General features: G+C 61.5%; 27 protein-coding genes and 1 pseudogene. 14 read left to right on the top strand and 14 right to left on the bottom strand.

Annotated elements, in window-relative coordinates:
- Nucleotides 1-41: 41 nt before the first annotated feature.
- Both GR197_RS14035 and GR197_RS32020 read right to left on the bottom strand, forming a co-directional pair.
- The gene (locus GR197_RS14035; RefSeq protein WP_246724568.1) at nt 42-1109 is read right to left on the bottom strand and encodes a fatty acid desaturase; all 1068 of its coding nucleotides are present in this window, start codon (nt 1107-1109) and stop codon (nt 42-44) included.
- 315 nt (nt 1110-1424) lie between these two features.
- Nucleotides 1425-1568 (bottom strand): hypothetical protein, encoded by a 144-nt coding sequence (locus GR197_RS32020; RefSeq protein WP_204330206.1) that lies wholly within the window; start codon nt 1566-1568, stop codon nt 1425-1427.
- 223 nt (nt 1569-1791) lie between these two features.
- On the opposite strand from GR197_RS32020, the gene GR197_RS32015 reads away from it, so the two are divergent.
- Nucleotides 1792-1944, top strand: coding sequence for a hypothetical protein (locus GR197_RS32015; protein WP_204330205.1), 153 nt, complete (start codon nt 1792-1794; stop codon nt 1942-1944).
- On the opposite strand, the gene GR197_RS32750 is transcribed toward GR197_RS32015, so the two are convergent.
- The 3 genes from GR197_RS32750 to GR197_RS14020 all read right to left on the bottom strand — a co-directional run bounded on the left by GR197_RS32750 (nt 1934) and on the right by GR197_RS14020 (nt 4231).
- Nucleotides 1934-2269: a hypothetical protein gene (locus GR197_RS32750; protein ID WP_164010439.1), complete on the bottom strand. Its 336-nt coding sequence runs from the start codon at nt 2267-2269 to the stop codon at nt 1934-1936. The genes GR197_RS32015 and GR197_RS32750 overlap by 11 nt on opposite strands.
- Nucleotides 2270-2355: 86 nt before the next feature.
- A complete protein-coding gene (locus GR197_RS14025) occupies nt 2356-2736 on the bottom strand; it encodes a hypothetical protein (protein WP_432444202.1) in 381 nt (126 codons plus the stop codon).
- A gap of 94 nt (nt 2737-2830) precedes the next feature.
- Nucleotides 2831-4231 (bottom strand): MFS transporter, encoded by a 1401-nt coding sequence (locus GR197_RS14020; protein WP_164010434.1) that lies wholly within the window; start codon nt 4229-4231, stop codon nt 2831-2833.
- Between the two features lie 122 nt (nt 4232-4353).
- Between GR197_RS14020 and GR197_RS14015 the strand changes: the two genes are divergently transcribed.
- Nucleotides 4354-5316 (top strand): LysR family transcriptional regulator, encoded by a 963-nt coding sequence (locus tag GR197_RS14015; RefSeq protein WP_164010862.1) that lies wholly within the window; start codon nt 4354-4356, stop codon nt 5314-5316.
- A gap of 13 nt (nt 5317-5329) precedes the next feature.
- Here GR197_RS14015 and GR197_RS14010 read toward each other — a convergent pair whose 3' ends face one another.
- The 5 genes and pseudogenes from GR197_RS14010 to GR197_RS13990 form a co-directional block, all read right to left on the bottom strand.
- Nucleotides 5330-5710: a VOC family protein gene (locus tag GR197_RS14010; protein ID WP_164010432.1), complete on the bottom strand. Its 381-nt coding sequence runs from the start codon at nt 5708-5710 to the stop codon at nt 5330-5332.
- Between the two features lie 367 nt (nt 5711-6077).
- Complete coding sequence (locus tag GR197_RS14005) at nt 6078-6920, bottom strand: transglutaminase-like domain-containing protein (RefSeq protein WP_164010429.1); 843 nt, start codon at nt 6918-6920, stop codon at nt 6078-6080.
- A gap of 26 nt (nt 6921-6946) precedes the next feature.
- A pseudogene (locus tag GR197_RS14000) lies at nt 6947-7214 on the bottom strand (DUF1488 family protein).
- Nucleotides 7215-7527: 313 nt separating this feature from the next.
- Nucleotides 7528-7863 carry a hypothetical protein gene (locus tag GR197_RS13995; RefSeq protein WP_164010427.1) on the bottom strand — a complete coding sequence of 112 codons (336 nt, stop codon included), beginning with the start codon at nt 7861-7863 and terminating at the stop codon, nt 7528-7530.
- Entirely contained in the window at nt 7860-8123 is a 264-nt protein-coding gene (locus GR197_RS13990) for a hypothetical protein (protein ID WP_164010424.1), read from the bottom strand. The genes GR197_RS13995 and GR197_RS13990 overlap by 4 nt, the downstream gene beginning before the upstream one ends.
- Before the next feature lie 514 nt (nt 8124-8637).
- Between GR197_RS13990 and GR197_RS13985 the strand changes: the two genes are divergently transcribed.
- The 4 genes from GR197_RS13985 to GR197_RS32010 all read left to right on the top strand — a co-directional run bounded on the left by GR197_RS13985 (nt 8638) and on the right by GR197_RS32010 (nt 11264).
- Nucleotides 8638-8895 carry a co-chaperone GroES gene (locus GR197_RS13985; RefSeq protein WP_164010422.1) on the top strand — a complete coding sequence of 86 codons (258 nt, stop codon included), beginning with the start codon at nt 8638-8640 and terminating at the stop codon, nt 8893-8895.
- A 47-nt stretch (nt 8896-8942) separates the two neighbouring features.
- Entirely contained in the window at nt 8943-10568 is a 1626-nt protein-coding gene (groL, locus tag GR197_RS13980) for a chaperonin GroEL (RefSeq protein WP_164010419.1), read from the top strand.
- Between the two features lie 69 nt (nt 10569-10637).
- Entirely contained in the window at nt 10638-11030 is a 393-nt protein-coding gene (locus GR197_RS13975) for a hypothetical protein (RefSeq protein ID WP_164010417.1), read from the top strand.
- Nucleotides 11031-11096: 66 nt separating this feature from the next.
- Nucleotides 11097-11264, top strand: coding sequence for a hypothetical protein (locus tag GR197_RS32010; protein ID WP_204330204.1), 168 nt, complete (start codon nt 11097-11099; stop codon nt 11262-11264).
- An 83-nt stretch (nt 11265-11347) separates the two neighbouring features.
- On the opposite strand, the gene GR197_RS13970 is transcribed toward GR197_RS32010, so the two are convergent.
- Nucleotides 11348-12253: a S1C family serine protease gene (locus GR197_RS13970; RefSeq protein ID WP_164010415.1), complete on the bottom strand. Its 906-nt coding sequence runs from the start codon at nt 12251-12253 to the stop codon at nt 11348-11350.
- A 290-nt stretch (nt 12254-12543) separates the two neighbouring features.
- On the opposite strand from GR197_RS13970, the gene GR197_RS13965 reads away from it, so the two are divergent.
- Both GR197_RS13965 and GR197_RS13960 read left to right on the top strand, forming a co-directional pair.
- Nucleotides 12544-13947 carry a PLP-dependent aminotransferase family protein gene (locus GR197_RS13965; protein WP_164010412.1) on the top strand — a complete coding sequence of 468 codons (1404 nt, stop codon included), beginning with the start codon at nt 12544-12546 and terminating at the stop codon, nt 13945-13947.
- Between the two features lie 211 nt (nt 13948-14158).
- A complete protein-coding gene (locus tag GR197_RS13960; RefSeq protein ID WP_164010409.1) occupies nt 14159-14527 on the top strand; it encodes a DUF983 domain-containing protein in 369 nt (122 codons plus the stop codon).
- On the opposite strand, the gene GR197_RS13955 is transcribed toward GR197_RS13960, so the two are convergent.
- Nucleotides 14497-15423, bottom strand: a complete 927-nt coding sequence (locus tag GR197_RS13955; RefSeq protein ID WP_164010405.1) for a LysR family transcriptional regulator — start codon at nt 15421-15423, stop codon at nt 14497-14499. The two genes, GR197_RS13960 and GR197_RS13955, sit on opposite strands and share 31 nt — an antisense overlap.
- 146 nt (nt 15424-15569) lie before the next feature.
- Here GR197_RS13955 and GR197_RS13950 point away from each other — a divergent pair, with 146 nt between their 5' ends.
- From GR197_RS13950 to GR197_RS13935, 4 genes are all read left to right on the top strand, one after another.
- The gene (locus tag GR197_RS13950; protein ID WP_164010403.1) at nt 15570-16181 is read left to right on the top strand and encodes a glutathione S-transferase family protein; all 612 of its coding nucleotides are present in this window, start codon (nt 15570-15572) and stop codon (nt 16179-16181) included.
- Nucleotides 16182-16240: 59 nt separating this feature from the next.
- Nucleotides 16241-17194 carry a pyridoxamine 5'-phosphate oxidase family protein gene (locus tag GR197_RS13945; protein ID WP_164010401.1) on the top strand — a complete coding sequence of 318 codons (954 nt, stop codon included), beginning with the start codon at nt 16241-16243 and terminating at the stop codon, nt 17192-17194.
- A gap of 87 nt (nt 17195-17281) precedes the next feature.
- Nucleotides 17282-17743 carry a DUF1348 family protein gene (locus tag GR197_RS13940; RefSeq protein ID WP_164010398.1) on the top strand — a complete coding sequence of 154 codons (462 nt, stop codon included), beginning with the start codon at nt 17282-17284 and terminating at the stop codon, nt 17741-17743.
- Nucleotides 17744-17768: 25 nt separating this feature from the next.
- Nucleotides 17769-18329, top strand: a complete 561-nt coding sequence (locus GR197_RS13935; RefSeq protein WP_164010395.1) for a TetR family transcriptional regulator — start codon at nt 17769-17771, stop codon at nt 18327-18329.
- 108 nt (nt 18330-18437) lie between these two features.
- On the opposite strand, the gene GR197_RS32660 is transcribed toward GR197_RS13935, so the two are convergent.
- A complete protein-coding gene (locus GR197_RS32660; protein WP_281409525.1) occupies nt 18438-18569 on the bottom strand; it encodes a hypothetical protein in 132 nt (43 codons plus the stop codon).
- A gap of 156 nt (nt 18570-18725) precedes the next feature.
- On the opposite strand from GR197_RS32660, the gene GR197_RS13930 reads away from it, so the two are divergent.
- Both GR197_RS13930 and GR197_RS13925 read left to right on the top strand, forming a co-directional pair.
- Nucleotides 18726-19412, top strand: coding sequence for a hypothetical protein (locus GR197_RS13930; RefSeq protein WP_164010393.1), 687 nt, complete (start codon nt 18726-18728; stop codon nt 19410-19412).
- Nucleotides 19413-19432: 20 nt separating this feature from the next.
- Nucleotides 19433-19738, top strand: a complete 306-nt coding sequence (locus GR197_RS13925) for a Dabb family protein (protein ID WP_164010390.1) — start codon at nt 19433-19435, stop codon at nt 19736-19738.
- 278 nt (nt 19739-20016) lie between these two features.
- Here GR197_RS13925 and GR197_RS13920 read toward each other — a convergent pair whose 3' ends face one another.
- Entirely contained in the window at nt 20017-21240 is a 1224-nt protein-coding gene (locus GR197_RS13920; RefSeq protein WP_164010387.1) for an MFS transporter, read from the bottom strand.
- Between the last annotated feature and the right edge of the window lie 205 nt (nt 21241-21445).

Genomic DNA, 21445 nt, shown 5'->3' with positions numbered 1-21445 from the left:
CGCATCAATCGAATTTGATGCGCGCGCTTTAAGGCCTCTGATTACTGCGCGGCTGCGAGCCGCGCCGCATCGCGAAACGACACCAGCCGTTTCGTCTGTTCGTCCCAGAGCACCAGCTTGACGCACCGCAGACTTTCCATGAGCGTGATCCGGCCGAGGCCGGCAAGCTCAGGATGGTCTCGAAGCACTTCCGGCAGCCGGTAATAGGGCACCCGGCTCGACAGATGATGCACATGGTGGATGCCGATATTGCCGGTGATCCAGCGCAGCACCGGCGGCAGGTCGTAATGCGAGGCGCCGTGAAGGGCCGCATGCTGGAACTGCCAGTCCGGCTTCTTCGACCAATGGGTTTCCTCGAATTGATGCTGGACATAGAACAGCCAGACGCCGGCAGCCCCGGCCAGAAGCACGGTCGGCAGATGCACCAGCAGGAAGGGGACGATCCCGACGGCCCAGATCAGCAGTGCTGCGACCACTGCGATAGCAAGGTTGGTTGCCATGGTCGAGACCCAGGGCAGGGCGCCGGAGCGCATCATGCCGAAAGGCAGGCGCTGCTTGATGAGGAACAGCCATGCCGGCCCGATCCCGAACATCACGATCGGGTGCCGGTAAAGCCGATAGCCAAGACGGCCCCAGCGCGACAGCGCATTGTATTCGGCGATCGTCAGCGTTTCGATGTCGCCGACGCCGCGCTCGTCAAGGTTCCCGGCCGAGGCGTGGTGTTCGGCATGCGCCCGGCGCCAATAATCGTAAGGCGTCAGCGTCAAGACGCCGATCGTGCGCCCAACCCAGTCGTCGACGCCGCGGCGCGCGAAAAACGAGCCATGGCCGCAGTCGTGCTGGATCATAAACAGCCGCAGCAGGAAAGCGGCGGCGGGAACGACGAGGATCAGGCCGGGCCAGAAGCTGTAATGAACCGAGGCCCATGCGGCAGCCCAAAACAGCGCGAAGGGGACGACGGTGACGGCAAGCTCGAAAGCACTGCGTCCGGCTCTCGGCTGACGATATCCGGCAAGAATCTTCAACCAGCGCTTTTCAGCGAAAGCCTCATTGTGACTTGCGGAGGGTTCCAAGGTGTCGGCGGGTTCGGCCAAAGGGGCCACTTGCATTTCCTCGCTCTCGTTGCGGCGCGCGGATTCGATCACAGAATAGCGCCATGAAAGGCCGCGATACTCGAAAGGCCGAGTGCGATAACCACAGCCGAGCGAATGAGAAAGAGCGGATAGTCGAAACGGTACATTGTATGAAAAGAGATCATGGCTGCAGCACTTCCCGTTTTTCTGAAAACATGTCAATGGCGATAATGTCACGCCGGAGCGCGGCGCGGCCGATAGAACGCGCCATCACCTTCAATTCACACATGATTCTGCGCGCAAATCGATGCTGATTTCCGCTGTATGTGCGTGGGGGCTCGATGAGAGCGTCTATTTCTTTGGAGCACTGCCCTGCGGGGCGGTCGTGGTCGCCGTCTTCATCTGGTTGGCGAATGTGCTTTCCGTCTTAGCCGCCTGCTTGTCCTTCTTCGGCTTCCGGACCTCACGATTGCTTCTTACCTGTCCTTTTGCCATGATAAATCTCCCGTTTGATCGAAAACTGAAAGCCCAGCCTGCGCGGTGTTCGCCCACTTGTCGGTCGCGACCGAGATCGCGGGACCGTCATGAGGGCGACCCGACAACGCCGGGCCGCAGGAATTGAATGAAATGATGCCTGCTGAAACCGCATCGAAGTCTGGAGGCGGATGACCTGAGAGGTCACCAAAAGCCAAACCCGACGTTGAGACGGGACGTCACCATGCTTCGCGATCAGGAAAATGGCGGGCCGGAATCCGGTCACCGCAAATGCCGCATCGGCCAAATCAGCGAGCAATATTGTTACATTGAAATTACGGTGCCATTAAGGCCATTGCCGCAAGAAAGCCATATTTCCACAGGGCTTAATCATTGATGGGAAACAGGCGGATCAGCTTGGTTCGTTCCATTTCCGCTCGGCCTGATGCCGACATGATGCTGCGGGCCAGGCAAAGGTCGATATCCCGCCCGATATCGACCGGCACTTGCATGCCGCCGGCCTTGAGCAGGCGGTCGGTCATCGAAAAAAGCAGGTCCAACGGTGCCTGGCAACCGTCGGCTGCGAGGAGCGCCACCCGGCGCTCCCTGTCAATCTCTGCAAGTTCCTCGGCATGCTGCCGTTGCTGGTAAGCCCTGAACTGCACCCATCCAAAATAACCGGCCGCTGCGACGCAGATACAGAGCAACAGGGTTTTTCGCACAATAATCCTTCGGAGCCGGGCGGCTCGGTTATGCGCAGGTTCAAAGTGATTGAGAGTCCTTGGCTAATCTGAAAAGACCCGGCGCTCTAGCCGGCAACGCGTCTTTCGCGGGGCAATCCCTGTATGGCATATCGGTTGCAGACGGGCGTTACCTGTTTCGGCGGTGCCTTCGGCTTGCCGAAATGGTATTCGAGCGCCCGTGAGAGCATGGCCGGCGAGGTGACGCCCTCATGGAACAGCCTGATCAGCAGCACGGCGGCGACGTTGAAGACCCGTTGATCCTCGATCAGGATTTTGGCGTCGTAACCGGCATCGTCGAGCACGCCCTGAAGCATGTCGAGATCGGACGAGGTCAGATGCGGCTTTTCGGATGAAGTGGAAGACATAGGTCCTCCTTTCGTCGGGGCGAGGGGATTAAAACCCTCAGTCGGCAGCGCCCGTACAATGGCTGCCGAAGGCGAGACCATGCACCTTTCGCCGAGGCAAGGCAATGGGATTCTGCTGCTAATATTCGCTTTGTCTTATGAAGCGCCCGCACCGGTCAGGGTGCGGGCGCAACGGTCATTCCGCGGCCTGATAGGCCGACGTCCGGGCGGACGATGCACGCGGACCGGCAGCGGCAAGCAGGGTGATCGCGACCGCAAGCAGCGCCACGAAGGCGATGCCGGCGACATAAGGATCCCAGCCGAAATGCGGTGCGGCGCCGAACACTGCCGAGGCGGCTGCGAGCACGATCCCGCCGCCGATCTGGAAGGAAGCGAAGAGCAGTCCGGAGGCAAGCGCCGACTTGTCATCCTCCACGTCGGAAAGGGCTGCGACCTGCACGGAAGGGTAGGTCAGGGCGTAACCGAGGCCGAGCGGGATTTGCGAGACGAGCACAAGCAGGATCGGATCGACATGTCCGAGTGCGGTCACCCAGAAGATATAGCTGAATGTCTGCAGGCCGACACCTGCCGCCATCAGGCCGGTGGCGCCGCGATTTTGCGCAAGCGTCGCAAACCGTGGCGCCAGGAACATCACGAAGACGCCGCCCAGCGCAAAGCAGAAGCCGGTGGTGAAGGCCGACCAGCCGATGACGTTCTGGTAATAGAGCGTCGCCAGGAATTGGAAGCCGACATAGGACCCCTGGAAGAGGGCAGCGATGGCATTGGCATGCCGCAGCTTCGCCCGGCGGAACATGCCAAGCGGCACCATCGGGTCGGCATGGCGCGCTTCGACCAGCAGGAAGAGCAGGATCAGCGCCAGCGACGCGACGAGCGAACCCCAGGTCGCAAAAGCCTGCCAGCCGGCGGCGGCAGCATTGGTGATGCCGAAGACGAAGAGCAGAAGGCCAGGAGTGATCGTCAGCGCGCCAGCCCAGTCGAAGGTCGGCCGCGGTCCGGTTCTTTTCGGGTCGGCCGGCAGCGCCAGCGGCGCCAGAAGGAGCGTCAGGATGGCGACCGGCGCGCCCATGACCAGCGTCCCCCGCCAACTGAAGATCGTTGCCGCGCCGCCGAGCACCATGCCAAGCACGAAGCCGGTGGCGCCGGTGGAGGCGAAGACCCCGAGCGCCTTTGCCCGCGCGGTCCCCTCGCCGAAGACGGAGAGCAGCAGCGCAAGGGCGGCTGGCGCGGTGAAGGCGGCGGCAATGCCCTTGATCAGTCGGGCGGCGATCAGCGTCGGGCCGCTGTCGACGAAGCCGCCGGCGATGCTGGCGGCGGCAAAAATCGCCAGCGACCAGAGAAAGACGCGGCGGTGGCCAAAGACGTCGGCGACCCGGCCGCCGAGCAGCAGAAAGCCGCCATAGCCGAGCACATAAGCGCTGACGGCCCATTGCAACGATGTCGCCTCCATGCCGAGTTCGGCCTGGATGGCAGGAAGCGCGACACCGATGGTGGAGACGTCCATGGCGTCGAGAAAATTGGCGGCGCAAAGCAGCAGCAATGCCAGCCCCGCTCCGCTTTTCGATTTGGAAACTGTCATCGAAACGTTCCTTTTTGCTGCCGCCTCGTCGAGGGAGGTTGCGCGGACGGCAGGGAACGAAAAAATGTACATCTTCCTACCTCATTGCAAATTGATAGTAGCCATGCCAGGTATTACTCATGATGATGAATGACGCCACGCTTCGCAAAATCGACCTGAACCTGCTGCTGGCCTTTTCGGTGCTGATGCAGGAGCGCAATGTCAGTCGCGCGGCCGAGCGGTTGCTGCTCGGCCAGCCGGGCCTGTCGGCCGCTTTGCGACGGCTGCGCGAGACGCTGGATGACGAACTCTTCGTGCGTGTCGGTCGCGGCCTGCAGCCGACGCCGCGCGCCCTTTCCATTGCCCCGGCGATCGAGGATGCGCTGTCGGGCATCGAACGCGCCATCCGCCCACAGGCCGAGTTTGATCCGACGAGCTGGCAGGGCGAGTTCCGCATCGGCATGTGCGACAATCTCGAATCCGCCTTCTTCGGCCCGCTTGCCGCCCGGCTGCTCCAGTTTGCGCCGGGCGCCCGGCTAATCGGCATCGCGTCCGAAAAGCGCGATGCCGCGCGCCGACTGGACGAGGGGGTCTTCGATTTCAGCGTCTCGGTGCACGACGAACCGGCCTCCTGGCACATCCGCGCGCCGCTGTTCAACCAAGCCTCGATCTGCATTTACGACGAGGCTCAACTTAAGCTGAAGGCGCCGCTGAGCCTTGAGGATTTCGCCGCTGTCGCCCATCTCACCGTTTCGTTCGAGGGCAATGCCTCGACCAGCATCGACACCGCGCTGAGCCGCACCGGCCATGTCAGGCGTGTGGTGGCGACGGTGCCGCGCTTTTCCGCCCTGCCGACGGCATTAAGGGCAATGCCCGCCATCGCCATCGTGCCGGAATCGATCGGCCGCTGCATGGCGCAACTGCATGGGCTGACGATCTCAGCGCCGCCGCTTCCGCTGCCGGCCGATCCGGTGACCATGCTCTATCGCCGCGTCGACCAGGCCGATGGCCGGGCGCGCTGGTTCCGCCGGCTGTTCCTGGACGTCGCCGACGAGGCGCTCGTCGCCTCCGGCTGCCGCGTCTCGATATCGAGAGCTGCGGCGTAAAAGTTAAAGCTTATTATAGCTCGCCTTTGTGGAAATAGGCTTCGAGACGGTAGCCGTCCGGGTCGATAATGAAGGCGGCATAATAGAACTGCCCGTAATCCGGCCGGATGCCCGGTTCGCCATTGTCGGTGCCCCCGGATGCGACAGCTGCCGCATAAAAGGCATCGACCGCGGCCTCGTTCGGGGCGACGAAACAGAAATGCAGCCCGGACCGTAGGTCGGCAAGAACGGGCTGCTCGACTTGCATCACCCAGAGCCCGACCCGTTCCGAGCCGTAGCCGATCATGCTGTCGGAATTGGACAGGCGCTCATATCCGAGCGGCGCCAGCGCCGCATCATAGAAACGGCGGGCTCTGTCGAGGTCTTTTACGCCGATGGAGACATGATCGAACATTGCCTGCAAACCCCCAATCTTCCGCGAATCCCCAACGGGATGCTCACACCCAAGATGGCCCGACGCTAACATTTTTCAACCGCTGTTCCGAAGCATGTCGCGCAAAACTGTGCTTGCGGCCGACCATCCCGGCCGCGCCTATGACAAGGATTTTCATCTGAAGCGGCCCTCCACTCGAAGAGGTCGAAGCCGGTGCGAGTCGGCCCCGGACCGGCAATGTCCTAGTTAGAAGGCGAGCGACGCTGTCACGTGATTTTGGGGGAGGGCGCAATTCTGCTCGGAGCTAAGTGGGACCGGCAGTCTTACGGCAGCTGCCGCCTGCGGCAAAACCTGAGGCTGGACATTGCCGCATCCGCCAGGTCTTGTTCTAAACAGCGCCCTCAGCGACGCTTTGCATGTGCTGCAGGTTCGTCACCTCATAGGTCCAGACTCGAAACGCCTTCAGCACATGCGGTCCGAAGGAATTGATGAGCGGAATGTCGGCGGCGTCGCGCCCGCGTGCGACGATGATACGACCTATCCGCGGCGTGTTGTTGCGCGGATCGAATGTATGCCATGCGCCATCAAGGAAGACCTCGATCCAGGCGCTGAAGTCCATCGGATCGACGACGGGAATACCGATGTCGCCGAGATGACCATTGATATATCGGGCAGGAATGTTGAGGCAACGGCATAACGCCACCGCCAGATGCGCAAAGTCGCGACAGACGCCGACACGTTCGTGGAACGCCTCGAAGGCAGTCCGCGTCGATCGGGCCTGCATGTAGTCGAACCGGATATGGCCGTGAACGAAATCGCAGATCGCCTGAACGCGGCCCCAGCCGGATGAGACGGTGCCGAACATATCCCACGCGATTTGACTGAGACGATCCGTCTCGCAATAGCGGCTGCCCATCAGATAGACGAGGCAATCATCCGGCAACTCCGAAACCGGGAGTTCCCTGGCGCCCAGTAGCGACCTGTCCGGTTTGCCGTCGTCATCGATCGTCGCATCGCCCCATATGGTCAGGTCGCCCGCTGGGGCAACCAGCCGAAGACAGCGGTTGCCGAAGAGGTCGCGATAAGTCGAAGTGGCAACATCGGGCGTGGTGAATACCGTTTCCGGAATTCTGATGTCGGCCGTACGATCCTCATGAACCGACAACAGGCATACCAGTGCGGTCGGCTGTGGGCAGGTCAGCGTCATTTCATAGCCATAACGGATCAACATGGAGCGTTCTCGCGCGTCGGATCCGTCTAGCGGAAATCCGCCGCAGGTGGAGTGTAGAAGGCGCGGCGGCGGTAGGAATAGGCTTTGTGCGCCACGTCCTGAAGGGAGTTGCGCAGGGCGTCGAAAGACGAAAGCCACCTCGTTTGCGAAGGCTCGGTTCTTTGCAATGCCGCGTCGGATTTCGCCAGCGCGCCAGCCACGATGAAGAACAACACCTGGAACATGCCGTCATGGCCGACGAAGCGCACAGCATTTGACGCCGCTGCGGCTTTGGTTCAGAAAAGCTAGCGCCATGGTTGAACCGGCTGGATCTCACAAGCACTCCGAGCGGCGTCCGACAGCCTCAGCCATTCCTTCCGGTATCCTATGCTGAGAAGATTGAAGGACACCATGTCTTTCCGGGCTTGCGACTGGCCTTCGCCGATTGCGGCATGGCTCGCGTGCACTGGAACGTTCGAAGACGCATGATAGACGGCCCACGAACGGACGGGTTCGATCCGGTCCTGTTCGATGTTCATGGAGTAGCGGCCGGTCCCGCCAAACTTGATTTCCAATGTGCTCACAGCAAAGGCGCTCTGTCTTCGTGCGGCTTCTTCTCCATTGCTATTCACGATGTCAACCTTCTGTCATTCGGGCCGTGGCCATAGCCAAACGTGCTCTCAATCAGTGTTGCGCCGCTGCCGGCGGGCGATGAGTTTACCAGTTCCAGGCTATCTTCCGTCGCGACCCGCTCATGACGTTCGTCGTCACTGCGGATGCGGTATTGCAGCACATTTCCTCTCAGAGGCAGCGTGGCGGTAACGCGGTATGTGTCGGGAAGCTTGGAGGGAACCACTAAGAACCCGACCTTCAACCGCACAGTGTGCCCCACCTTGAAGATATGTGTTGCTTCCTCGCGTCGGATTGAGCGTCCATTGCGTTGCGGGATGCGGGTAGCGGTCATGAGGGTTTGTGGTCCTTTTCGAGTGCGCTTTCGAGATCTGACTGGTGGATTGGCACCATCTGCTGCGTTGAACTCTGCGCGGCGATCGCCGGCAGGTGGATGAAGACGCCGACCCGTCGCCAGGCAAGCATGGAAACGCTATCGATTAATTCCTCGTCATAATCGACGCGGTATTCTCCGGCTGGCTGCGCCCCGTCCAAACCGGGCAGGCGGAATGGAGACGAAAAGCGGACGACTGTTTGTGTGGTGCGACTTGTCAAGGCTGAGGGCTCCGCAGGAACACACCGATGCGTTTCCTGTGTATCATTGGGATCCGAACCGGACGAACTCGAGGCTGCCGGTACATCCGCGGTCAGCGCCGAGCTCATTCCGGATCGGAATAGACGAAATCAACGCCGGAACGACGTATAGATCGCTAATCGAGAATTCAGTGGTGATGGCGGGCCGTAGGTCTCTCTGACACCGCGAAGCCAAGTCGGCAAAATCGACGAGGCCAATCATTGCGCCTCGGTTGAGTTTAAATCAAGATAAATTCGGATTTATCTATGAAAAACGTCAAATTAACTCTTCGTTCACTCAAATAAATGGAGCGCGATGGCGTAAAAAATTCTATTCAATTCCTGACTATTACAAAATATCCGTCGGATTGATTTCATGAATTTTTCAAAAAATTTTCTGCACGAATAATATTTCTTGGCACTCCTATCAATCGAGTGCCACGAGTGCTATTTATGAATTGCTGCCGCCATACGCGCCGGCAGCAGAAAGACCTCTATGAAAATCCGTTCACTTCACGACCGCGCCGTCATTCGGCGTGCGGAAGGCGATGTCAAATCCAAGGGCGGGATCATCATTCGAGACGCCGCCAAGGAGAAGCAAGGCGAAGTGGCCGCGGTCGGCCCCGGCCTGCGCGACAAAGGCGGGTCGGGGACGGAGGTCACGATCGATGACGAAACTCTTCTGATCGTGAAGGAAACCGGCATAGCGGGCATCGTCGAAAAGATCGGAGGGGCCCCTCAAAAGGCCGCCTGATCGATCGCATTCCGATCCGTATCTCAAGACTGAACTGGACGAATATCATGGCTGCCAAGGAAATCAGATTCTCAACCGATGCGCGTGATCGCCTGCTGCGCGGCGTCGAATTGCTCAACAATGCCGTCAAGGTGACGCTTGGCCCCAAAGGTCGCAACGTCGTTATCGACAAGGCCTATGGTGCCCCCCGCATTACTAAGGACGGCGTCACCGTCGCCAAGGAGGTTGAGCTCGTCGACAAGTTCGAGAACATGGGCGCGCAAATGGTGCGCGAGGTGGCTTCGAAGACCAATGATCTTGCCGGCGACGGCACGACGACGGCGACGGTGCTCGCAGCCTCCATTTTTCGTGAAGGCGCAAAGCTTGTCGCTGCCGGCCTGAATCCTATGGATCTCAGGCGCGGCATCGATCTCGGCGTCATCGCGGTCGTCAAGGAAATCCAGGCGCGAGCCAAGAAGGTCAAGTCATCGGGCGAGATCGCACAGGTCGGCACCATTGCCGCCAATGGCGACGCCACCGTCGGCGAGATGATTGCCATGGCGATGGATAAGGTCGGCAATGAGGGCGTCATCACCGTCGAAGAGGCGCGGACCGCGGAGACCGAACTCGACGTCGTTGAGGGCATGCAGTTCGACCGTGGCTATCTCTCGCCTTATTTCGTAACCAATGCCGAGAAGATGCGCGTGGAGCTGGAGGAGCCCTTCATCCTCATTCACGAGAAGAAACTCGGCAGCCTGCAATCGATGCTCCCGATCCTGGAAGCTGTCGTGCAGACCGGAAAACCGCTTCTGCTTATCTCGGAGGACGTCGAAGGCGACGCACTGGCGACCTTGGTCGTCAACAAGCTGCGCGGCGGCCTGAAGGTCGCGGCCGTCAAGGCGCCGGGCTTCGGCGACCGCCGCAAGGCCATGCTGGAAGACATTGCCGTGCTCACGGCCGGCCAGATGATTTCCGAGGATCTCGGCATCAAGCTTGAGAACGTCACGCTCGATATGCTCGGCCGCGCCAAACGCGTGCTGATCGAAAAGGACAGCACCACGATCATCGACGGCTCCGGAGAGAAAGCGGCCATCCAGGCTCGCATCCAGCAGATCAAGGCGCAGATCGAGGCGACCACCTCCGACTACGACAAGGAAAAACTGCAGGAACGGCTGGCGAAACTCGCCGGCGGCGTTGCTGTCATCCGCGTCGGCGGCGCGACCGAGACGGAGGTCAAGGAAAAGAAGGACCGCATCGATGACGCGCTGAACGCCACCCGTGCGGCTGTCGAAGAGGGCATCGTGCCCGGCGGCGGCGTGGCGCTGTTGCGCGCGAAGTCGGCGCTAACGGGACTGACCGGGGAGAACGCCGACGTGACAGCCGGCATCTCGATCGTGCTCAGGGCGCTCGAGGCCCCGATCCGGCAGATCGCCGATAATGCCGGCTTCGAGGGCTCGATTGTCGTCGGAAAACTCGCCGGCAGCAATGATTACAATCAGGGCTTCGACGCACAGACGGAGACCTATGTCGATATGATCGAGGCAGGCATCGTCGATCCCGCCAAGGTCGTGCGTACGGCTCTGCAGGACGCCGGCTCGATCGCGGCGCTTCTGATCACCGCCGAGGTGATGATCGCCGACATCCCCGCAAGAGACTCTGCCCCTGCAGCCGGAAATGGCGATATGGGCTATTGAGAACAACCTGACCCGTTTGGCCAAGGTGGCCTGTCGGTGGAAGCCGAACAACAGATAGGGAGAATTCAAATGTCCGTGCAGAGCAGCAGCAAGACCTCGATCACCCAGCGTTTCGACAGTTACCAGCCATCCAAAACATTACTCGTCTGGGCCTGCGTCGTGACAGCCATCGCAACGATGATTATCGGCTTCAGCTGGGGAGGTTGGGTCACAGGCGGCACGTCAAACAAAGCGGCCGCCGCCGCCAGCGACATTGCACGCGGGGAGCTGGCGTCAGCCATTTGCGTCGAGCGGTTCAATGCGGCGCCGGATGCGAGTGCTAAACGTATCGAGTTCAAGGCGATTGCCGAAGGCTACAAGCAGCGTCAGTTCGTTGAGGCTGGCGGTTGGGCGACCATGCCTGGACAGACCTCACCCGACAGTCGAAGTGTCCAAGGCTGCGCCACCGCGCTTGCCGTCTAGATCGTTTTTCCAGAGCGCTCCGATATGTGTGCGGAGCGCTGCCACCGTCAAAGCAGGAAATGACCAATGATCCGTTTCGTAAAAAAGAGCGACCCGCGGCCAGCCGCAGAAGCCGGCGAGGACCGCTTCGAGAAAGTCCGCGAGGCAGCGGCCGATGGGCATAAGAAAGCAGCCAACGACAGCATCCGTCGCAGCGCGCCGCGGGCGGTGGAAGATGACGACCGGCTTATCTGAATTGCCTTCTCGAGCCGGCCTCCAGACAGGCAGGATGTGGCCAATTTGGCTAAGCGCTAGCAGATTCACGCTGGCGGCTGGCCTTACTGCAACTGCGGCTTCTTGAGAAAGTTGTTGCGGTCGGCGGATTTGATGCGCAGCCAGGCTTCCCGGCCGTTCCTGAGGATCCGGATCGGAATCTCAGCGCCGGCCGGGCCGCTGCTCCAAACCTTGCGATAGAAGTCGGCCAGACCATCGACCTCTTCGTCGCGGATCTCCGAGATGATGTCGCCCTGTCGGAGGCCAGCCTTTGCGGCCGGACCGTCTTCGGCAACGCTCATCACCACCACGCCGCCATTGCTCTCGGCGGAGAATGCGCCGAGCCAGGGCCGCGGCGGCTTGTTGACCCGGCCGCGGTTCAGCAGATCATCGAGGATCGGCGGCAAAAGGTCGATCGGCACGACCATGTTGATATCGGCGACCTCGTCGCCCTGGCTCATCTGCAAGCGTAGCGAACCGATGCCGAGAAGCTTGCCGTCCGAGCCGATCAACGCCGCACCGCCCCATGAGGGATGGGCCGGCGCCGTGAAAATTGCTTCGTCCAGCAGGTATTCCCAGTAGCCGGCAAATTCCTGCCGGGCGACGATGTTTGCCTCGACGAATTCTCCAATGCCATCGGCAAGCACGACGGAATCGCCGGCCTTGGCGCTTGCCGCGTCGCCGAGATCCACCGCCGGCGCATCAAGGGGGCCAAGCGCCTGCACCAGCCCGAAGCCGCTTTCCTGATCATAGGCGAGTGCATGCGCTGGGACGACTTGTCCATCATGGGTGGTCAGCCAGACCTCTTCGGCCTCGGTGATGAGATAGCCGATGGTCAGCACCAGCCCATTGTCGCGAATAACCACGCCGCTGCCCTCCCGGACGGTGCCCAGCGTTTCCGCTGTGAAGGCATCTTCCGGAATGGAAGAACGAACGGCCACGACTGACTGCAAAATCGGATCGATATTCATGCTTTCATCCCGATGAGGCACCGGCGCGAAAGGATGAAAGCCGGCGCATTTCACCCTGAATAAGTAAGAAGATGGACGGGTGGAGGCAAGGCTGTAGCGCAGCGAATTTCCAAAGCGGGGAAACCACGGGGAGATGCATTCAATGCGCGATCAAATACATCGCAAAAAGCCGCTCCGTGCCGCGGCCCAGTGTCACCGAAGGTGTGGGCACGATATTTTTGGTGACAGTGTTGCCATGCAACAATATACGGTCAATCCTATCAGGAATCAGGCTGACACGGATTTACGACATGAAAGACTGGCATCCCGATCTCAGCCGCAGCAGCAGCCCGCGTTATATGGCGATCGCCGATGTGATCGACATGGATTTGCGCAGCGGCCATCTGGTGGCCGGCGACCGGCTGCCGCCACAACGCCAACTCGCCAAGCGGCTGAATGTCGATTTCACCACGGTGGCGAGAGGTTATGTCGAGGCGCAGAAGCGCGGACTTGTCGATTCGCATGTCGGCCGCGGCACCTTCGTCACCGGTGGCATGAATAAGGAGCGTCAGGGTTTTGCGCCCGGCGCCGTGGCTGATCCGCGCCGCGTATCCGTCGTCGATTTCTCGATGAACATGCCGCCGGAACCGGACGATCCGGAACTGATCGCCCGCATGCGCGAGGGCATGTCGGCGGTGGCCGCCAACCTCATTCCGCTTCTGCGCTATCAGGGTTTCGGCGGCTCCAGCATGGACAAGGAGGCCGCCGCCACCTGGCTCAGCCGTCGCGGGCTGGTGCCCTCGCAGGAGCGGATCTTCGTCACGCCGGGCGCCCATCCAGCCCTGCTGGCGATCTTCGGCCTGCTGGCAAAACCGGGCGAGACCGTGCTTTCGGAAATCATCACCTATCCCGGCATGCGTTCGATCGCCGCCCAGCTGCGGCTCAATCTGACCGGCCTGCCGATGGACGAGGACGGCATCCTGCCGGACGCCTTTGCGACAGCCTGCGAGCGATTGCAGCCAAAGGCGCTCTATCTCAATCCGACGCTGCAAAACCCGACGACGCTGACCATCCCGGCCAGGCGCCGCGAGGAAATCGCTACGGTTGCCCGCAAATACCACGTACCGATCGTCGAAGACGATGCCTACGGCTTCATTCCGCAGCAGGGCCCGGCGCCGCTCGCGGCAATAGCCCCCGATCTCACCTGGCATATCGGCGGCCTGGCGAAAAGCATCGGCGCGGGTCTGCGCCTTGCCTATGTCGTGGCGCCGGATAGCAAGGCCGTGTGGCCCTTCGTCAGCGCCATGCGCGCCAACAATGTCATGGCCTCGCCGCTGACCCTGGCGCTTGCCACCCGCTGGATCGAGGACGGCACCGCCGACGCAATCCTCCGCTTCATCCGCACCGAGGCCGCCGCGCGTCAGCAGATGGTCGCCGCCATCCTGCCGGCAGGCAGCTACCGCGCCGATCCGCTCAGTTTCAACATCTGGCTGCCGCTTTCCAACGGCTGGACCCGCTCCACCTTCGGTAGCCACACCCGCTCCTCCGGCATCGGCGTCGTCGCAAGCGATGTCTTCACGGTCGAGGGGGCGGCACCCGAGGCAGTACGTGTCTGCCTTGGCGGACCGATCACCCGGGAGAGGTTGCAGGGCGCACTGGAGTTCATGGCCCATGCGCTCGAGGGCCCGCCGGAAATGGCGGCTTCGTTCTTCTGACCCGGCAACGCCGGCGCTGAGCCCTTCGGCCAAGCTATCCTTGCGACCCTCCAAATAATCTCTGCGCAATCCGCGGTCGGCCCGGCCGCCGGGAGCTCTGCGGCATTCTGACGAGTTGACTGGAAGTAGCCGAATAATGTATCTATATTGAATGCATACATTGGTGGGCATTGATAGACTCGATGTTCACCGCAGAGAAAGGCGACATATCATGGAGACCGAATATCCCCCGCTTCCTCCCCTGCAGACCGGCATCAGGGGACGCTGCCCGCGCTGCGGCCAGGGCCATATGTTCAAGGGCTTCCTGACCTTGCAGCCGAAATGCGAGGTTTGCGGCCTCGATTATTCCTTCGCCGACCCGGCTGACGGTCCGGCTTTTTTCGTCATCTGCTTTGCCTGCATCCCGAGCGTGCTGCTCGGCGTCTGGCTGGAGGTCGCTTTCACCGCGCCTATCTGGGTGCAGCTTCTGGTCACCGGCCCCTTCATGCTCGCCACCTGCATACCGCCGCTGCGACCGCTGAAGGGCTGGCTGGTCGCCAGCCAGTATTTCTACAAGGCGGAAGAGGGCAAACTCGCCTGAGATCGGTTGAGCGTTGCGCGCAGGCGCGGCGTGGCGAAATCGATGAGCGCCCGCAATTTTAGCGGCACCAATCCCTGCTGGGGATAGACGAGATGCACCGGTGCCGGCGGCGGTTCGAAATCGACAAGCAACGGCGAGAGCAGGCCGGCCATCTCAGCGTGTGCGGCCTGGTAGGAAAGTACCCGGGTGATGCCGAGGCCGGCGACCGCCGCATCGACCGCAGCCTCGGCGGTGTTGACGGCAAGCCGCGAGCGGATCGGCACGGTGAGATCGCGTTTTCCCTCGGTGAATGTCCAACTCAGCGTCGCGGCCATGGCCTCGAATGTGATGCAGTCATGCGCGGCGAGATCGCTCGGATGCCGGGGTGTGACCTGCCGTGCGAGATAATCCGGGCTGGCATAGACCGTCCGGCGGATCGCGCCGAGCCTTGTGGCGATCAGGTTGCTATCCGGCAGGTTGCCGATCCGGAGCGCCACATCGATGTGATCCTCGACGAGGTTCGACAGCCGGTCGCCAAGCATCAGCCGCAGATTGATATCGGGATAGGCCTTCAGGAAATCCACCACGACAGGCAGGACATGCAGCCGCCCGAAGACGATCGGCGCGGTCATCGTCAACTCGCCCTTCGGTGCGCTGTATTCACCGGCCGCCGCCCGCTCCGCCTCTTCCACCCGATCGAGAATTTCCCGTGCCGCCTCCACATAGGAGCGGCCGGCCTCCGTCAGCGCGACCTTCCGGTTGGTTCTCTGCAGCAACTGGGCGTTCAGATGTGCTTCCAGCTCGGAAACCTTGCGGCTGACGGTGGCCAGCGGTGACCGCAGATGCCGGGAGGCGGCCGACAGGCTGCCCTGTTCGACGACGGCAAGAAGCACTGTCATGGCGTCGAGGCGGTCCATTCTATCCTTCCGAAAATTGGGAGAACGCCTTCCAGATTAGCATTCTACTGCAATCAAATGGAAGGCAATAAATTAGGCCGCAGATGGTTCGCAGGCGGCCATCGTCAATCATGGCCCGTCGATCGGGAAGACCAAAGGAAACCATCATGAAGCTCTACCATCACCCGCTTTCCGGCCATTCGCACCGGGTTCACCTGTTCCTGTCGTTGCTTGGCGTGCCCTATGAGCTGGTCGAGGTCGACTTGGCGGCTGGTGCCCACAAAGCGCCGGAGTTTCTAAAGCTTAATCCCTTTGGCCAGGTGCCGGTCCTTGATGACGATGGCACGGTCATTGCCGATTCCTCTGCCATCCTCGTCTATCTCGCGCGTAAATATGGCCGTACCGACTGGCTGCCGGAAGAGGCATTGGCCGCGGCGCGAACACAGAAATGGTTGTCGGTTGCATCAGGTGAGATCGCCTATGGGCCGTGTGCGGCTCGCCTGGTGACGGTTTTCGGCGCCGATTTCCGTGCAGACGAGGTGATCGCCCGGGCGCACCGCATTCTCGCGCTGATCGACGCCGAACTCGTCGACCGCAATTTCCTGCTCGGCAGCAATCCGGTGATCGCCGACGTCGCGCTCTACAGCTACATCGCCAATGCGCCGGAGGGCAATGTCGATCTCTCGGCCTATCCAAACGTCCGCGCCTGGCTCGCGCGCATCGAGGCGTTGCCGGGTTTCGTCGGCTTTCGCAAGACGAAGATCGGCCTTGCCGCCTGAGACGTCGCCGGGACGGATCACCGTCCTGGTTCCCAAATGGTGCCCGCAAGGAGGCCGCAATGCTGGAGCAGACAAGACAGGAAGCCACATCACCCTGGCATCAAGGTGAGCTCGCCATGCAGCGCAGCGTCGGGGTCGTCGAACGCATGGACGGACCCGGACGCAATTTCGTCCGCAAGGCGATGCCGGAGCAGCACCGCGCCTTCTTTCCAATGCTGCCTTTTGTCGTCCTCGGCGCCGTCGACGCCGAAGGCGATGTCTGGGCGACGGTGCGGGCAGAGCGACCGGGCTTCATGTCCTCGCCGGATGCGGAGGTCCTGGATGTCGATCTGCGGCGCGACCCGGCCGATCCCGCCGATGCCGGCATGGAGGATGGCAATGCGATCGCAATGCTCGGCATCCAACTCGAGACTCGCCGGCGCAACCGGCTGAACGGCGTGATCCGCAGAACGGATGCCGAAGCTTTCCGCGTGCGCGTCAGCCAGAGCTTCGGCAATTGCCCGCAATATATCCAACCGCGCTCCTCGGTCTTTGTCCGCGATCCCGATAGGCCGACATCAGTGGCGCCGCTGCATTCCCGTCAATTCGACTATCGCATGCGGCAGATGATCGAGGGCGCCGACACCTTCTTCGTCGCCTCCTATGTCGATCGCGGCAATGGCGAGCGGCAGGTGGACGTCTCCCATCGCGGCGGCGATGCCGGCTTCGTCCGTCTCGGTGCCGACGGCGTGCTGACCATTCCCGATTTTTCCGGCAATCGGTTCTTCAACACCCTCGGCAATTTCCTCGTCAACCCGAAGGCCGGCCTGGTCTTCATCGATTTTGAAACCGGCGACATGCTGCAGATGACCGGAAAGGCAGAGGTGCTGCTGGATTCGCCCGAAATCACCAGCTTTGAAAGGGCGGAACGGCTGTGGCGGTTCACGCCCGAAAAGATCGTGCTGCGCCCGGATGCCTTGCCGCTGCGATGGAGCAAGGAGAGCGCCGATCTGCTGCGGCGCTCGCGCGGGTGAGGGGAGCGGCGGCAAAACGCTGCCTCGGCCATCTTGTAATCATTGTACTGTTCGGTACAATGATTACCGTTCAGCACAGGAGCGCCCATGTCCAGCCTCGTCCCACCCTTCACCCTTGAGACCGCCACCCGAAAAGTCCGCCTTGCCGAGGACGGCTGGAACAGCCGCGATCCAGAGCGCGTCTCGCTCGTCTATACGCCGGACAGCCGCTGGCGGAACCGGGCCGAATTCGTCAACGGCCGAGCCGAGATCGTCGCCTTCCTCACCCGCAAATGGGCCAAGGAATTGGACTACCGGCTGATCAAGGAGATCTGGGCTTTCACCGATGATCGCATCGCCGTGCGCTTCGCCTATGAATGGCACGATGACAGCGGCAACTGGTTCCGCTCCTATGGCAATGAGAACTGGGAATTCGATGCTGCCGGTCTGATGCAGCGCCGCTTCGCCTGCATCAACGACCTGCCGATTCGGGAATCGGAACGCCAGTACCACTGGCCGCTCGGCCGGCGGCCGGACGATCATCCCGGTCTGAGCGAACTCGGCCTCTGACGCAAGACAGGCAGGAGCTCCGCCGGTGAAGACCGTCTACGAACGCCCTGACATCGTGCCGTTGCTGGCGGAAATCTTCCGCGAACTCGGCTATGAGGCCACGTCGCTCAGCCGCATCACCGAACGCACCGGCGTCGGCAAGGGCAGCCTTTATCACTTCTTTCCCGGTGGCAAGGAGGAGATGGCGGGTGCCGTGCTCGCCGATGTCGATGCCTGGTTTGAACAGACGATCTATCAGCCGTTAAGAACAGGTGACGCTCGTCAGGCGATCGCGGCGATGTGGACGCATGTGAACGATTATTTCCGATCCGGCCGGCGTATCTGTCTCGTCGGCGCCTTGGCGCTTGATGAAACCCGGGAACGATTTTCGCCAGCAATCGGCGGCTATTTCATTCGCTGGATCGACGCCCTGCGTTCGGCGCTGATGCGGGCAGGCTGTGCAGAGGAGGAGGCGCAGGCGCTGGCCGAGGAGGGTGTCGCCGGCATTCAAGGCGCACTGGTGCTGTCGCGGGCGCTGGGCGACACAGCGGTCTTCACCCGATCGCTGCAGACGCTGGCGAAGCGACTCGATGCCGTGATGCGATGAGGGCGGTCAAAGCGGCTGGGATGTTCTATTGCAGCTGTGAAGAATTCACCCGGCCACGATTGATTGGCCGGGGCCTTGATCGGGCGCTGGGCGGCGCTCGATCTTATATCAGCGTTGTTGTTGAGGCTGCTGGGCCGGGCGCGGATTTTCCCGTTCAGGGCGAACCTGGCGCCATTCATTTTCCATCTGGTCGACGACATGCTGGGGAATGGTGGTTTGCGTCGTGGCGGGCGTCTGCATCGGAAGTCTCCTCGTTCTGTGGTAAGGCTTCAGGGCAAGAAGATGCATCGCACAAGACAAAAGGCGTGTAAATCAGTGGCTTAAACACTTTAAACGATTAAATAGATTTTAATCGATTAAGACGGTTTTAACCAACATATTTCTGGGAAGCGCGAAATGGTTGTCCACATGGACCGAGGTTTCTTTTTCGATGCGGTGCGGGACCAGCTCTTCAAGGGAGAGATGACGCATCCTCAGGTAGTGGGCATCACGGCGATTATCGACGCCTGGGAAGAGCGGTTTCCCCATGCCGACCGGCGGTGGCTCGCCTACATCCTCGCAACCGCTTACCATGAGACCGCCTATACGATGCAGCCGGTGCGGGAGACGCTGGCGCACAGCGATACGCGCGCGATCGAGATCCTGGAGACGGCCTTTGCCGCAGGCAAGCTTTCCTGGGTGAAAACCCCTTATTGGCGGCCGGACGAGGACGGCCGCAGCTGGCACGGACGCGGTCTGGTGCAGCTCACCCACAAGCGGAATTATGAGGCGATGAGCACGCTGACGGGCATCGACCTCGTTGCCGATCCCGACCGGGCGATGGAGATGGAGGCGGCGGTGACGATCCTGATCGAAGGCATGCTGCAGGGCAGCTTTACCGGCCACAAGCTTGCCGATCACCTGAACGCGGCGACCGAGGACTGGGTGAACGCGCGCCGCATCGTCAATGGCACCGACCGGGCGGAGAAGCTGGCGGCCTATGCCATGGCCTTCCATGCGGCGATGCGTCCCGATGCTGCGCATGGCATGATCGCGCGGTTGAAGGCCTGGGGCTTGCGTGTTATCGCGCGGCTGACCCTCTGAAACTTGACAGGAGCTTCCGCGTGATCCGCCATATCGTCTTCTTCACCGTGCAGGAGGAACATCTGCAGGAGGTGCGGGCCGGGCTTTCGGTTCTGACCGCCATTCCGCATGCGCGGTTGCTGGAAATCGGCACCAATGTGAAGACCGATCAACTGGGCACCGAGATCGATCTCGTGGTTTACGGCGAATTCGACGACGAGGCGGCCCTTGCCGCTTACAAGGCCCATCCGGATTACCAGCTCTCGATCGAGCGGGTGCGGCCGCTCCGGGAAAAACGCATCGCCGCCGATTACGACAGCCGCACGGCGGTGAAGCGGCCGCTCTGAATCTCGCAAGCGTGCGGTTGCCATGCCACATTCCGTCGAAATTTCAGATGGAAGGCTGATTTTCTGGAGGGGCGCGCCCCGAAGCTCATTCAACTTCTGAGCTGCCGGACTCAATTTTCGAAAAAGCGCTGGCAAGCGATTCAAAAGATTCGCCAAAAGGCAGCGCGCCGATGGTCGGTGGCTGCAGCAGTCCCGATGCGCCGATCGAAAGCCGCCCTCGTCCTGATGGTGTGATAATCAAGACAGATTAAGAATGGCTGACCTGACCGGCCGGGCTCTCACGAGACGACCGGGCTCGGCTGCGATGCGTGGGCGCTGTGCACCACCGCCATCAACATCAGCACCAAACTCAGCGACAGGGCGGCGAGAACGGCGCAGGCGACGAGTGCCGGGCCGGTGCCGGCGCGGTCGAGGATGGCGGTGAAGATGACGGGGGCGATGGCGTTGGCGAGGTTTTGCGGCAGCGACAGCCGGGCCGACTGCAGGCCGTATTCGGCCCGCGAAAACAGCGCCAGCGGTAGAAGCGCGCGGGCGACGGTCATGACGCCGGCGCCGAAGCCGTAGAGCAGAATGAAGGTGACGAGCAGTGGTGTCGATGAACCGGCGGCCAGCAAAATCAAGAAACTGATCATCATCAGGCCGATGCCCATGGCCGCGCTGAGCATGGGGTTGCCGCGCCGGCCGAGCAGCATGTCGAGGAAACGCGCCGAGATGCCGAGGATGCCGCGAGCCGAGCCGAGCTGCAGCGCAAAGGCCGGCGAGGCGCCGGACTGGCGGAAGATTTCAAGCAGCGATGGTGAGATGCCGAAGGTGATGAAGGTCGAGATCGTCGTCGCCGCGGCAATCAGCAGGAAGGCTTTGTGCCGTGCCGCCTTCGACAGCGGCACCGGGGCAATGTCTGCCGCGCCGCCTTCGATATGCGTTACGATCGGTTTCGGCAGGGCGAAAAGATGTAGCGGCAGACAGACGAAGAACTGCAGCGCCGCGCAGGCGAGAAAGGTGAGGCGCCAGCCGAGCGTCTCGTTGAGCAGGCTGAGAATCGGCCAGAAGATGGCGCTCGAAAGCCCGGTGAACAGCATGAGAATAGCGATGACGCGTTTGCCGTTCGCCCCTTCGCGCTCGACGACGGCCGTATAGGCCGGTGCCGAAAGGCCACAGGCGCCGCCGATGCCGATGACCACCCAGGCGGCGGCATAAAGCACGATGCCGTTTGCGGCGGAAAGCAGAAGCAAGCCAAGCGCAAAGGTCAGCGAGGCGGCCGATAGCACTCGGGCGGCGCCGTAGCGGGAGAGCCAGCGGCCGGTCGCGGGACCAATGATGGCGCTGACCATCATCATGATCGTCAGGCCGGCAAACGCGACCTCGTTCGCCAAGCCGAGAGCAGGCGCCACGACGCGGCCCATGACCCCGAGCATGTCGAACGTCGTGCCCCAGCCGATCAGCTGGGTGATGGCAAGCACGGTGACCGTCTGCGCCGAGCGGAAGCGGAAGGAATTTGGCATTGGTGCTGAAATGGCCTGAAGGCGGAAACAGCAAGGGAATAACAGCTTCAATCGGCCGGTAAAAGCTGAGATTGCAATTCCCGGCAGCATCCACCAGCATCCATGCCCAGCACGCCGTGTGCGCCTGGCACCGAAGACTTTTCCAATGTGGGGAGGGACGCCGAAGCCTGCCGCGGCAGCGGTTTTCAGCGGTCGACACCGGCCG

This window comes from Rhizobium phaseoli, assembly GCF_010668805.1.
Taxonomy (GTDB): domain Bacteria; phylum Pseudomonadota; class Alphaproteobacteria; order Rhizobiales; family Rhizobiaceae; genus Rhizobium; species Rhizobium phaseoli_A.
The sequence above is the reverse complement of the archived record's forward strand: the minus strand, read 5'-3'. Positions and strand labels throughout refer to the sequence as shown.